Annotated in this window: 9 protein-coding genes; 8 read left to right on the forward strand and 1 reads right to left on the reverse strand. The window is 59.5% G+C overall.

Going from position 1 to position 12,826, the window contains the following annotated elements; genetic code table 11:
- Nucleotides 1-8: 8 nt before the first annotated feature.
- From U1A53_RS02175 to U1A53_RS02210, 8 genes are all read left to right on the forward strand, one after another.
- Nucleotides 9-1,661 (forward strand): family 10 glycosylhydrolase, encoded by a 1,653-nt coding sequence (locus tag U1A53_RS02175; RefSeq protein WP_322278717.1) that lies wholly within the window; start codon nucleotides 9-11, stop codon nucleotides 1,659-1,661.
- A 60-nt stretch (nucleotides 1,662-1,721) separates the two neighbouring features.
- On the forward strand, nucleotides 1,722-3,233 hold the full coding sequence (locus tag U1A53_RS02180) for a sodium/solute symporter (RefSeq protein WP_322278718.1): 1,512 nt from the start codon (nucleotides 1,722-1,724) through the stop codon (nucleotides 3,231-3,233).
- Between the two features lie 129 nt (nucleotides 3,234-3,362).
- Nucleotides 3,363-4,973 (forward strand): LamG domain-containing protein, encoded by a 1,611-nt coding sequence (locus U1A53_RS02185; protein WP_322278719.1) that lies wholly within the window; start codon nucleotides 3,363-3,365, stop codon nucleotides 4,971-4,973.
- Between the two features lie 46 nt (nucleotides 4,974-5,019).
- Nucleotides 5,020-6,054 (forward strand): hypothetical protein, encoded by a 1,035-nt coding sequence (locus U1A53_RS02190; protein WP_322278720.1) that lies wholly within the window; start codon nucleotides 5,020-5,022, stop codon nucleotides 6,052-6,054.
- Nucleotides 6,055-6,107: 53 nt separating this feature from the next.
- Nucleotides 6,108-7,331 carry an SGNH/GDSL hydrolase family protein gene (locus tag U1A53_RS02195; protein WP_322278721.1) on the forward strand — a complete coding sequence of 408 codons (1,224 nt, stop codon included), beginning with the start codon at nucleotides 6,108-6,110 and terminating at the stop codon, nucleotides 7,329-7,331.
- Nucleotides 7,332-7,371: 40 nt separating this feature from the next.
- Nucleotides 7,372-8,613: a hypothetical protein gene (locus U1A53_RS02200; RefSeq protein ID WP_322278722.1), complete on the forward strand. Its 1,242-nt coding sequence runs from the start codon at nucleotides 7,372-7,374 to the stop codon at nucleotides 8,611-8,613.
- A 15-nt stretch (nucleotides 8,614-8,628) separates the two neighbouring features.
- Nucleotides 8,629-10,164 carry a N,N-dimethylformamidase beta subunit family domain-containing protein gene (locus U1A53_RS02205; protein ID WP_322278723.1) on the forward strand — a complete coding sequence of 512 codons (1,536 nt, stop codon included), beginning with the start codon at nucleotides 8,629-8,631 and terminating at the stop codon, nucleotides 10,162-10,164.
- Nucleotides 10,161-11,081 (forward strand): aminotransferase class IV, encoded by a 921-nt coding sequence (locus U1A53_RS02210; RefSeq protein ID WP_322278724.1) that lies wholly within the window; start codon nucleotides 10,161-10,163, stop codon nucleotides 11,079-11,081. The genes U1A53_RS02205 and U1A53_RS02210 overlap by 4 nt, the downstream gene beginning before the upstream one ends.
- 75 nt (nucleotides 11,082-11,156) lie before the next feature.
- Here the strand turns inward: U1A53_RS02210 and U1A53_RS02215 are convergent, their stop codons facing one another.
- The gene (locus tag U1A53_RS02215) at nucleotides 11,157-12,824 is read right to left on the reverse strand and encodes a S8 family peptidase (RefSeq protein ID WP_322278725.1); all 1,668 of its coding nucleotides are present in this window, start codon (nucleotides 12,822-12,824) and stop codon (nucleotides 11,157-11,159) included.
- Nucleotides 12,825-12,826 lie beyond the last annotated feature (2 nt).

Raw genomic sequence — 12,826 nt, forward strand, 5'->3', positions numbered from 1 at the left:
CATCTGCCATGAATCGCCGGCAGTTTCTCCAAACGAGCGCTGGTGCGGTGTTGGGCACGACGCTGCTGCACGCTGTGGAGTTGCCAGCGAACCATCGCGAAATGATGCAACGAAGGAAACGACGTATCGTCGTGCAATACGATGCGAATGATCCCATGTGGAGTTACTGGAAGCTTCACCGGAATGCAGAGGCCAAGTTCGAGCGCTTTCGCGACGTGGTCTTTTCGCAGATGGATGTAGCAGGCAGCCAGATCGACGCCATCTGGTGGGACATCGGCGGCAGTCCATTGGGGTGTTCGTATCCGAGCAAGATCGAACCTCCGGTGGATCATCCGCTGCTGAAGCTATGGCTCAGCGAGGGTATTGACTGGGTCGAGAAACTCGTGAATGAGACGCGCCGTCGCAAGCTGGAGGTCTTCTGGAACCACCGCATCAGCGAGGTCGAATGCCTGCCCGAAGGCGGATTGTCGAAGCAGCCGCATCCACTGAAAGTAGCGCATCCCGATTGGGCAGTGCCCGCCTCGTGGTGGCCGCAGGGCATGTGGAATCTCGCCGCGCCTGGGTTGCGCGAGCACAAGTTGGCGATCCTTCGCGAACTGGCGATGCGCTACGACTTGGATGGCATTCAGATCGACTTCTCGCGGCACATACCCTGCCTTTCGGTCGGTCATCAGTGGGAACTTCGCGGGCATGTCACGGAGTTCATGCGCATGGTCCGCCTGATGTTGATGGAAGTCGCACAGCAACGCGGACGCCCGCTCCTGCTGGCCGCGAAAGTGCCGCAGACTCTCGAAGGCTGTCATGTGGACGGCTTTGACGTGAATGCCTGGGCCGATCAGCATCTCGTCGATGTGCTCACCCTCGGATCACGCTCGATGGACGTGGATGTGGAAGGCCTTCGCGCTGTCGTCGGCAACGATGTTCAGCTTCAGCCCTGCTTCGACGATCACCACACTACCGACGGCTATCGCTACGGCTCCATCGAGTTTCTGCGAGGCATTTTCGCGAACCATTTTCAGCGCGGAGCCGACAGCGTGGCAACCTTCAATTGGTCCGTTGGCACTCCCGAAGTCTGCCGTATCGTCGGTTCAGACGTTGGCCCACCGTCGCATCAGGCGGCCTACCAACAAGTGGGCGACCCAAAGACGATGGCAGGCAAAGACAAGTTTTTCGCCATCGAACGACGCGGCGGCTATCCGTGGGCTGACGGCTTCTTCAACCGCAATGACACCGCGCCTTTGCCGAAGCAACTCGACGTGGCTGGCGAGGCCGCGAAGTTCACGCTGCATATCAGCGATGCACCACCAGCGAGTGACGTGAAGGCCAGCCTCACGCTGCGTTGCATCCTCTTCCAAGCCCACGAGGCCGATGCGTTCGAGATTCGATTCAACGGCACGCCACTGTCCATCACCACGCGCGATTCTGAATGGAAGGACGCGCAGATATTCTCACCGAAACCCCAGTCCACCTCTGGCGGCAAAGGCGACTACAAAATCAATCCTCAGCAACGCCTGCTGCGGCTCGACAGCCTCGTGCCGCGCGAGGCCTGGAAGCTCGGCAGAAACGAAGTGGAGGTTCGCATCGCATCCCGCGCACCCTCCGTGAATTCAGCCGTGCAAATCGAAAAGGTGGAGGCGCACATGAAGTATGTGCAGGATTGATATGACCGACTTAAAACTCACCGTGATGACTCGACCAACAACCAGAAGGAGCCCGGCTGAATGAGAATCTTGGACTGGCTCGTCATCATCACATACGCCGTCGGCATGCTGGCCATCGGGCAGTATTATGCGCGGCGGAACAAGACGACCGATGACTACATGCTGGGTGGCCGGCGCATGAGTCCGTTTGCGGTGGGGCTGTCGTTGTTTGCCACGCTGACCAGCGCGCTGTCCTACCTCGCGGTGCCTGGAGAGATGATCAAACACGGGCCAATGCAGCTCGTGCAGTATGCGGCATTTCCGCTGATCGGCATCGTCGTTGGCTGGGGACTCATTCCGTTCATCATGCGACAACGGGCCAGCAGTGCGTATGAGATGCTGGAGCAACGTTTCGGCATCAGCGTGCGACTGGTGGGCGCGACGATGTTTCTGACGATGCGCCTGGCCTGGATGGCGGCGATCCTGTATGCGACTTCCGACAAAGTTCTGGCACCGATGCTGGGCCTGGGTCCGCAGGCAACCGTGCTCGCCAGCGTGGTGATGTGCGTCATCACGCTCATCTACACGGCGGAAGGCGGCTTGCGTGCGGTAGTTCTCACCGATGCGGTGCAATCCCTGATCATGCTCGGTGGTGCGGCTGCGGTGATCGTGCTTGTCACGGTTGATCTCGGCGGTGTTTCAGCCTGGTGGCCGCATCAATGGGCCGCGCACTGGGATGCGCCGCGCTTCGGCTTTGATGCCACCACACGCATCACCTTTCTCGGCATGATCATGTCCGCCTTCGGCTGGTATGTCTGCACCTTTGGCTCGGACCAGATGGCGATTCAGCGCTGGCTCTCCACACGCGACACAAGCGCCGCCCGCCGGTCGCTCTTCACCACGCTGGTCTCGGAAGCCTTGGTCGGTATCTTGCTGGGATTGGTCGGTCTCTCATTGGTGGGCTATTTCACCAAGCATCCTGAGCTGTTCACCGAATCCGCAAGCCTCGTCACTGGAGCGGACCGGTTGTTCCCGCGCTTCGTCATGGTGGGCCTGCCCGCTGGCATGACGGGCGTGATCATCGCCGCCGTGCTCGCCGCCGCCATGTCCAGCCTGTCGTCCGGCATGAATTCATCGTCCTTGGTGATCACGGAGGACTTCATCGTGCGCTTCCGCAAATCGCCGCTGGCCGATGCCAGCCGCATGAAACTCGCTCGTTGGATTTCCGCTGGCATCGGCATTGCGGTGATCCTCATCAGTCTCTTGGTGAGCCGGATTGAAGGGAACCTCCTCGATGTCTGCTTCCGCGCGGTGAATCTGCTGACCGCGCCGTTGTTCGTGCTGTTTTTCATGGCGATGTTTGTGCGATGGGCGACGACGTTTGGCGCGCTTGTGGCCGCACTGGCCAGCGTCGCCACCGCGGTGTGCATCGCCTATTCCGCATCGTTCGGGCTGCCTCCCATCAGCATCATGTGGATCATGCCAGGCTCGTTTGCGGCTGGCGTGGTGAGCGGGAGTCTCGCCAGCCTGCTGCCCGTCGGTTTGCCTTCAAAGAGCACCGCCCGTGGGAAGCCATCGAACACGGAAGAATAAGCGACAGGAAAACACCCGCATATATGAGCCGCCATGAATCCAGCCACACCGAACGCTGAACCGCCATCTTCAACTCGACTCCGAAAAGCAGTTTTCAGAGGTTCCCGGCCATTTCTTGTGGTGCTTGCGGTGCTGCTTTGGGCAAGCGTCGGACTGCTCGCACAGGAGAACGGGAAGCACGGTCTGGTCGGCCGTTGGCGGCTGACGGCAGACGCACGGGATTCATCCAGCGCCGGTAATCACGGCAGCGATCAAGCGGTGCTTTATTCGACCGAGGGTGCCGTGTTCGATGGTCGTGCCAGCCGCATTGAGGTGCCTGACGGTCAGTCGCTCCATTTTGGAATCAAGGATTTCACGCTCGCGCTGTGGGTCCACACCGAGAAGGACATCGACGACACGCTCGGCGATTTGATCGGCAAATACGATCCCGCAACACGCAAGGGTTTCACCCTCAGCATCAGGCACAACGCGGGTGTGACCGGCAGCCAGGCCAATTACCGAAATGTTCACTTCGGCATCGACGATGGCAAACAGGATGCCAAATGGAAGGACGAGGGGCGTCCAGGAAAAGCCATTTTCATCCACTCGATGGCGGTGCATGACGGCGGCCTTTATGCCGGGACGGTCGAAGGGTGGACGAACGATGATCCTGGGCATGTCTTCCGCTTCGATGGCAAAGGCGGCTGGGAGGATCTCGGCGCACCGTGGAAGAGCAACGGCGTCACTTCCATGGCGAGCTACAACGGCCAGCTTTACGTCGGCGTCTCGCGGGTTCTGCTCCACTACTCCGGCCTCGCGCCGACGACCGCGCATCATATCGGAGGCAAAGTTTTTCGTTATGAGAACGGCCGCTGGGTCGATCTCGGCCAACTCCTCGGCCTCGATGGCGTCCAAGGCATGGCGGTCTTTCGCGGCAAGCTCTACGTCACGGGATTTTATCAGCCGGGGCTGTTTCGCTACGACGGCGGCACGACATGGATCTCGCTCGGATCGCCCGGCGGCATGCGCCCCGAAGGGCTGTGCGTTTACGACGGCGCGCTGTATGCCACCGGCTATGACGAAGGGGCGGTTTATCGTTTCGACGGCACTGCCTGGAGCCGCGCTGGAGTCCTCGGCGATTCCACGCAGGTCTATGGCATGGCGATTTACGAAGGCAAACTGCTGGCGGGCACATGGCCGAACGGAACTGTCTATCGTCATGCGGGCGGCGAAAAATGGGACAGCATCGGCAAACTCGGCGACGCGCAGGAGGTGATGGGCCCGAATGTTTACAACGGCAAACTGTATGTCGGCACGCTGCCCATGGCGGAGATATTTCGTTTCGATGGCGAGCAGCGCTGGACCTCCATGGGTCGCGTGGATTTCACGCCCGACGCAGTCTATCGCCGCGCGTGGTCAATGGCCGTGTTCAATGGCCGGCTTTATTCGGGAACCCTGCCTTCAGGCCATGTGCGCTCCTTTGAAGCCGGCAAGAACGCCACCGATGACCGCGAACTCGCCCCCGGCTGGCGGCACATCGCCGCCGTGCGTGACGGCAGCCGGCTGAAACTCTATATCGACGGCCGGCCGGTGGCCCAATCGTCGGAGTTCGAGCCGGCGCAATTCGATCTGACCAACAAGTCGCCGCTGCAAATCGGTTCCGGGCCGCAGGATTTCTTCAACGGCAAAATGAAAGACGTGCGCATCTATTCCAAAGCACTGACGGCAGCGGAAGTGGTCGAACTCGCACGAGCACGGTAGGAAAAGAGCGCCATCATCCATCCACACCGTAAACCGGATCAACACCATGAACAGCGAACGCAGACGCTTGATGAAACACGCGGGCACGGTTGCCATGGCGGCATTGTCGCCATTGGCAGCGACGGGCAAAGACAGTCCAGCCTCGTCACCGCTGGCGAACGGGACGAAGATCGAGGGCGGGAAAAGCAACTGGCGCAATGCGTTGGTTTTGGATCGCGAGCGGCAGGTGGTCTCGGGCGGCACAGACGCACTCGCGGCGGCGATCCGCCGGGGTGCGGACCTGCGGATTTACACCGAGTTCCGCCACAGCGAGCACATCGACACGAAGTCCACCAATCGGGAACTCATCAAGGAAGTCGCCGATTTCAGGATCACCTATTTGTTGGAGGATCGCTGGGTCGCTGGAGTCATCAATCTGCGGCAGCCGATCGAGCTGCCGAATGGCTTTGGCCCGCGCCCATCGATGTCCTTTTTTCTCTACAATCAGAATGCCGACCAGGCCATCGCGCGTCCGTATCTGGATGGCGGGCCTGCCACGGGGACGATGGGGCCGGCGCCTCTCGAGGATCACAGCGACATGCCGAAGTATCATCAATTCGATGCCTGGGATACGGGCACGAATGCGCCGAGCAGCAACTTCGCTTACGACTTCGAGATCTACAAATTCATGGTCTGCGACGACTGGCAGGAAGTCTATGCATGTGATGCTGACGGCAAGGCGTTGTCCGGTTCCATGGATGCGCTGGCGGAGGAGTTCGCGCAGGGCCGCGAGGTGAAGGTGGGCATCGGCGGGCTGTGCGCAGACATGACTGCGGATGCCGCGCACGCCATGCCGCATGAGGTGTTTGTTCAATGTGGCTCCTGCTACTTCTACACCGAGCGGAAGCAGTTCATGGCGGCATCGCAGCCCGTGGTGCGTGTGCGGCCCGCCATCCCGCTCCGTTACAAGAGCAAGGAGTGGGACTTCGGCTGGCTAATGCCGCGCTCGGACGGCCACGTCGCCCGCTGGCTGCTCGATCCCTACACGCTAAAATTTAATCGCAGTGAGAGCCGCCACGCCATCCGTTGGTTCGTGCGCTGAATCCTGCCGTCAATGATGCCTGCACAAACTCACTCATGAACCTACTCGGCACCATGCGCCCCATCTATCTCCTGATCTCATCCCTGGCCGTCACCACCACGCTGATCTCGGCGACTCCTGACAAGACTCAACAACTTCTCGCCGCAGGCAAAGAGCCGATCCGAATCGTCTGCATCGGCGACAGCATTACGGGTGTGTATTATCACACAGGAGGTCTTCGAGCTTATCCCGAGATGCTCGAGATCGCGTTGCACAAGATTTATCCGCAGGCGCAGGTGACGATGCGCAACGCGGGTATCAGTGGTGATACGACGAAGGGAGCCTTGGCCCGGCTCGATCGCGACGTGCTCGCTCACAAGCCGCATCTGGTGACTGTGATGTTCGGCATGAACGACATGGTGCGGACTCCGCTGGCAGAGTTTCAGAGCAACCTGAAGGAGATCATCGCGCGCTGTCGTCAAGCTGGTGCGGAGGTCTTGCTGTGCACGCAAAACTCCGTGGTGGACACCGAGGCGCGACCGAGCAGCAAGCTGGCTGAATTCACGCAGGCGATCCGCGATGTGGGCAAGCAGGAGTCTCTCGGCGTGGTCGATTGCTATGCGATTTACGAAGCGGTGCGGGCAAAGGACAAGCTGGAGTGGTCGCTGCTGCACAGCGATGAGATTCATCCCAACATGGATGGACATAAGGTGTTTGCGTCGGCCATCGCGCAGGCCATTTCAGGGAAGGCTGCCTCGCTGAAAGATGTTGGTCCACCAGAGCCTGCGATGCGGCATACGCTCGCGCTGCTCAAGGAAGGCAAGCCGATCAAAGTCCTGGCCATGCCGCCGTATGACCAACTCATCGGTCCGGCGCTCACGCGGCTTTATCCCGGCGCCAAAGTCACGGTGACCGCGTGGCCAACGGAAGGCCAATCACTCGCTCAACTCGAAGTCGCCGCGAAGAAGGTGCGTGCAATGGCGATGGACCTCGTGCTCATCGCCGTGCCTTCCTCCGCGAAAGCCGAAGACCCGGAGGATTTCCACAAGCACTACTCCTGGATCATGAATTGGTCGCTGAGCTTTGGTCCGCAGCAATGGGACGTTGTGGTGGTGCCGCCACCGCCGCCTGGGATACCAAAACTTACCGCCAGTGAGCGCCTCCACGAAGACTTCGCTCGCCGCCTGATCGTTGCGCAGGATTTACATATGCTCACGCGACCACAGAGTGACAAGACAACCCTTCCCGAGTTGCTCGCCACTTGGCTCACGGAGCTCGTTCAGCGAACCACGAAGTGAGTCGAAGCCCGGCTTCTCTCGCGAACCGACACATCCAACCATGAATCACACACTCACTCTCCTGCTGCTTGCCTCGATACATTTGGCCCATGCTTCGGATGCGCCGGCCCCGATGGAATTCACCGTGAGGCTGGAGACGGTGATGAAGCATGATGATGACAAGTTCCACTGGTTTCATCCGCGCGCCGCAGCCTTTCCTGTGGCAGGTGAGTCTGAGCCTGCGGTTGTGATGACGATTCAGAAGCATCTCATTATCTCGGACTACTACTCGGGCCTGCATGTGATGATGCGGGCTTCACCGTCGACGGAATGGAAGGGGCCAATTTTGCCACCGGAGCTGGATTGGCGGCCGCAACCTGATGGCGTGACCATCAGCGTGGCGGATGTCACGCCCGGCTGGCACGCGCCGACGGGAAAGGTGATCGCCATCGGCTGTCAGGTTCGCTACAGCCCGAAGGGAGAGCAACTCGATGATGTGAAGCGGGCCAATCAGACGGTCTATGCCGTGTTTGATCCGAAGAGCGATCAATGGACAAAGTGGCAGGTGCTTGAGCTGCCACCCGAGGAGCAATTCGACTTCGCACGCAATGCCTGTGCGCAGTGGTTGGTGCACCCGGACGGCACGCTGCTGGTGCCACTCTACATAGGTCGCAATGCCAAAGATCCTGCCAGTGTGACCGTCGCCGAATGTCGCTTCGACGGCACGAAGCTCAGCTACGTGCGACATGGAAATGTACTGAGATTGAATGTGGTGCGCGGGCTTTGCGAGCCGTCGTTGATTGCCTTTCAGGGCCGCTATTTCCTGACATTGCGCAACGATATCAAAGGCTACGTGAGCGTGAGCGACAACGGCTTGCAGTTCGCCGAGCAGAAGCCGTGGCTCTTCGACGACGGCACGGAGTTGGGCAGCTACAACACGCAGCAGCACTGGCTCGCGCACAGCGACGGGTTGTTCCTCGTTTACACGCGGCGAGGCGCAAACAACGACCACATCGTGCGCCATCGCGCGCCGCTGTTCATGGCGCAGGTCAACCCTGACACACTGCAAGTGATGCGCAGCACAGAGAAGATCATCGTCCCCGAGCGCGGCGCGGAGATGGGGAACTTTGGTGCCTGCGCAATCAGCGAGACCGAATCATGGGTCACCGTCTCCGAAGGCATGTTCATGAAGGATTCAAAGCAGCGAGGAGCCGAGGGAGCCACGTTTGTCGCACGAGTTCTTTGGGCGAAGCCGAACAAGCTTGGTCGGGGCAGCGATGCGCCAACTGCTCTCACGAAGTAACAAAGTCTCACCGCCATGAAACCAGTCATACCAAACTCATCGCTGATGAACCGCAGACAGTTCATCGCCACGACCGGATCACTCGCTCTCTCAACGCAGATCGGTCTCGCTGCGAATGCATCGGGAACATCCGACGTGATCCAAAAGGAGAATGCGCGGCCCGGCACGCGCGATTGGATGCTGAGCAAGACCGGCGTTGATCCGAAGACGAAGTATCGCTGCCCGTGGATTGAGGGTTATTGTTCGCGGACGAGCGTGCGAGCCGGTGAGAAGATTAGCTTTCACGTCAGCACGAATCCACCTTCACAGTTCACCATCGAAATCTACCGCACCGGCTACTACGGCGGCGATGGTGGCAGGCACGTCTTGAGTCTCGGTTCGTTCAAAGGCGTGACACGGCCTGATCCGCCCGTCGGTCCGAATCGTTTGCGCGAGTGCCAGTGGGAACCATGCACAGAGCTGACGATCCCCCACGACTGGGTGAGCGGTGTCTATGTCGGCAAGCTCACGGCAGAGCGTGACGGCTGGCAGAGCTACGTCATCTTCATCGTGCGCGATGACCGGCGCGCGGACTTTCTTTTTCAATGCTCCGACACGACCTGGCAGGCCTACAACCGCTGGCCGGACCAGTTCGCACTATACGACGACGGCAAGGACAAGTGGTATTGCGGCCCCGGCGTGGATGTGAGCTTTGACCGACCCTACGGCAAGTATTGCCAGATCCTTGATGCGCCGCTGTCCACTGGCTCGGGCTCGTGGTTTCTGTGGGAGTTTCCGTTCGCCTACTGGATGGAACAGCATGGTTACGACGTGAGCTACATCTCGAATCTCGACACTCATGCCGACGCGAAAGGCTTGCTACGAGCGAAAGGTTTTCTCAGCATCGGCCACGACGAATACTATTCGATCGAGATGTATGATCAGCTCAAGGCGGCCGTCACTGCGGGTGTGAATGCCTGCTTCTTCTCCGGCGACACCTGCTGGGGCCGCATCGATCTGCGGCCTTCATCAAGCGGCGCGGCAAACCGCATCTTCAGCCGCATCGACGCTTTTGGCCCGCGTCTGCCCGGCGGCGACTGGGCGGGCGCGGACAAGTTCCCGTATCAAACACCGAGCGAAGCGGACCTCATCGGCGCACGCAATGCACCGCCTGTGACCGGCGGTGGCCCGTGGGTTTGCTCGATGCCGGATCATTGGATCTTCGCGGGCACCGGCATGAAGAAAGGCGATGGCATTCCCGGCTTGGTTGGTTGGGAGTGGATGGGCCTGCCCGCTGACATTCCCGGTCTCGAAGTCGTGTCCACCGGCAAGACCCGCAACGGCAACAAAGGCCCGAAGGGCGAGGGTGTTTACGCCGCGACGATCTATCCAGGTCCGAAGAAGAACATCGTCTTCAACGCCGCCACATGCTGGTGGGGCGATGGTTTGTCCGCACCACCCGGCTATGTGCGGCCCAAGGTTTACACCGAGCCCAAAGGCGTGGACCCGCGCGCACAACGCATCACATCGAACATCCTCGATCGCATCAAACAATGCTCTCACGTCTCATGAGCGAACCCATCGTCTATCTGAACAACGGCTTCTTGCCCGCCTCACAGGCGAAGCTGAACATCTACGATCTCGGCATCGTGCTCGGCGCGACGCTCACCGAGATGACGCGAACGTTTCGACATCAGCCTTTCCGCGCAGAGGATCATGTCGCGCGACTGTATCGTTCGCTGAAGTATTCCGGCATCGCCGTGCCGTTGTCGCAGGACGAGATGCTCGCGAAGACGCGTGAGCTTGCCGAAGCCAACTGCAAGCTGCTGAGGCCCGACGAAGACATCGGGATCGTTCATTTCGTCACACCTGGCGAGAACGCGCTCTACGCTGGCAGCGCAGGAGCTGCCGGGTCGATGTCGCCGACGATCTGCATTCACTCGTTCCCGCTGCGCTTCAGCATGTGGCGGCATTTGTTTGTTGAGGGCGCGCATGTCGTCACGCCGTCCATTCGCCACATCCCGCCGCAGTGCATCGAGCCAAAGATGAAGAACCGCAGCCGCCTGCACTGGTTCCTCGCCGACAAGCAGTCGCAGGCCGTGGACCCGCACGCGATTACGCTGCTGCTCGATCTTGACGGCAACGTCACCGAGTGCGCTGGCTCTAACTTCGTCATCATCAAAGGCACCACGATCATCACGCCCACCACGCGCAACATCCTGTGGGGCATCAGCCTGCAAACCGTGAAGGAACTCGCGCCGAGCCTCGGCATGGAGTTCATCGAAAAAGACTTCCAGCCCTACGACGTGATCAACGCCGATGAAGCCTGGCTCACCACCACACCCTACTGCCTCGCGCCCTGCATGAAGATCAACAACATCCCCATCGGCGATGGCAAGCTCGGACCGTGGTTCAAAGCGATGCAGAAAGCGTGGAGCCAGCGCGTCGGTTTGAACATCGAGGCGCAGGTGATGCAGTCGAAGGATTGATGCGTATGAGCAAATCCTCGCCTCCTCACCGTTGCTCGTATTCATTCAAAGTCAGCCTAGTTGGCTGTCTCGCTTCTATGTCCCACTGACCACGACGTCGATCCGGTTATCAACGGCGGCTGACAGAGACGTTTCTATGAAGTTGTAAATTGGCACATCGGCTTCGGTTTCGATGCTCATCACTAGGGCATATCTGATCGGGCGGTTGTGACAGTCGTGTCGTTCGTGTCCAGGTGGAAACTTGCGGGTAGCCCACCACCCCTTGACAGGAATGACGGCGATACGATCCATGGTGGCAAGATCGGCAGCACTGCCCCGCCAGACATCCTGATGCAAGGATCCGCCGATACGGCGGCCTCTCGTGCCGAGTGCCCAGCGATTATCAGTCCCAGATGCATCGCTGATTTCATCCTCGTCATCTTCTCCTTCATCATCGAGTTGGATCGCCGCGTTGAGCTTGGCGCGGAATACAGTGTCCTCTTCATAAGTGGGCTTGACCTCGAATCGCAGACCACACGAAGCATAACGGTATCGATTCTGTGTTGGATGAGCACCGGGCACAGCTCGCGAGCCAGGATTCGGCTCGATGAAATATGACAGAGTCACCCGGAAGGAGACCTGCGTCTCGCCTGCATTCAGGAGCAAGTCGCGCGGCCACCATGGCAGTTCATGCACATGCCAGTCACGAGTGGCAATGGATTTTGTCTTCTTGCCATTGATATCAAACTTTTCAGCGAGGTGGAATGGTTGGAGTATGTTCTGAGTGATGATCGTCGTCTTGTTTCTGGCGCTCAAGAGCGCGCGAGGGATGTCGGGCTCGCCCCAGCCATAGACACGCAACAACTCCCGAACGCGATCTTTTGGAATGCGCGCATGAGGGTCGAGACCCGCAAGCATTCTCGGATTCCAACGAGCTGAGTGAACCACCAAACCGCGAATCGATTCGGGCCAGAGATTCGGATATTGGTTGATGAGCATGGCACCCAGCCGCGCAGCGAGCGCGGTTGCAGCGCTGGTATCGGCGAGTGTGCGGAAGGGCTGATGACGCCAGTTCTCATTGGTCGTCAGTGGGCGCAGCGAATCGAGTGCGATGATGTCGTTGGTGGCAGTGCGCGCGAGATTGCCGCCCTCCATGACAATGTCCGGCTTGTAGGGCCACTTTCGCTCCCAGTCGCGTGATGTCCTGCTGGTTGGGCTCAACGTTCCAGGCGCAGCAATGGGTTGCGATGTACGAGCTTCGTCGTCGCTCTCATTGATGTGCTCGTAGTGAGTAATGGCACCCACAGAGATCGCGTTCCATGCTTGGGCGGGCTCCTGGACTGGTGCGTTGTGCAGGGAATCAGGATAGACAAAGTCTTCCGGTGCCTCCAGTGCTTGATCAAAGTTGCCCGCAGCCAGAAACATCAATCGCTTTCCCGAAGCATCTTCGGAGTCACCTTCAGCAGCACCTGCGCAGAGTTCGTCCACCGCCGCAGACCAAGATGTAGGTCCGCCGGTCGAATGAGGCGGTTCGGCTGTGATGGCCATGCAAAATGCCCGTGCGCGCTGGCTTTCAGTTTCAGGATAGGCCACCGCTTGCGCTGTCACTGCTCCATAAAGTTCCGGATCATGCGAACCTGAATTCTTGAGCAACTTCACCGACTCAAGGTTGTGCTGCTGGCGGTGAACCAAGGTCGATTCAAGCAATGAAACAAGAGGCCCATATGCAGCAAGGCCAGCCATACGAGTGCCGTGTGCTTGCATTG

The organism is Prosthecobacter sp., assembly GCF_034366625.1.
Lineage (GTDB): Bacteria > Verrucomicrobiota > Verrucomicrobiia > Verrucomicrobiales > Verrucomicrobiaceae > Prosthecobacter.

Coding starts and splice junctions, on each gene's coding strand:
- U1A53_RS02210 (WP_322278724.1), top strand. CDS start 10,161: ATGAGCGAACCCATCGTCTATCTGAACAACGGCTTCTTGCCCGCCTCA.
- U1A53_RS02180 (WP_322278718.1), top strand. CDS start 1,722: ATGAGAATCTTGGACTGGCTCGTCATCATCACATACGCCGTCGGCATG.
- U1A53_RS02175 (WP_322278717.1), top strand. CDS start 9: ATGAATCGCCGGCAGTTTCTCCAAACGAGCGCTGGTGCGGTGTTGGGC.
- U1A53_RS02195 (WP_322278721.1), top strand. CDS start 6,108: ATGCGCCCCATCTATCTCCTGATCTCATCCCTGGCCGTCACCACCACG.
- U1A53_RS02205 (WP_322278723.1), top strand. CDS start 8,629: ATGAAACCAGTCATACCAAACTCATCGCTGATGAACCGCAGACAGTTC.
- U1A53_RS02190 (WP_322278720.1), top strand. CDS start 5,020: ATGAACAGCGAACGCAGACGCTTGATGAAACACGCGGGCACGGTTGCC.
- U1A53_RS02200 (WP_322278722.1), top strand. CDS start 7,372: ATGAATCACACACTCACTCTCCTGCTGCTTGCCTCGATACATTTGGCC.
- U1A53_RS02215 (WP_322278725.1), bottom strand. CDS start 12,824: ATGCAAGCACACGGCACTCGTATGGCTGGCCTTGCTGCATATGGGCCT.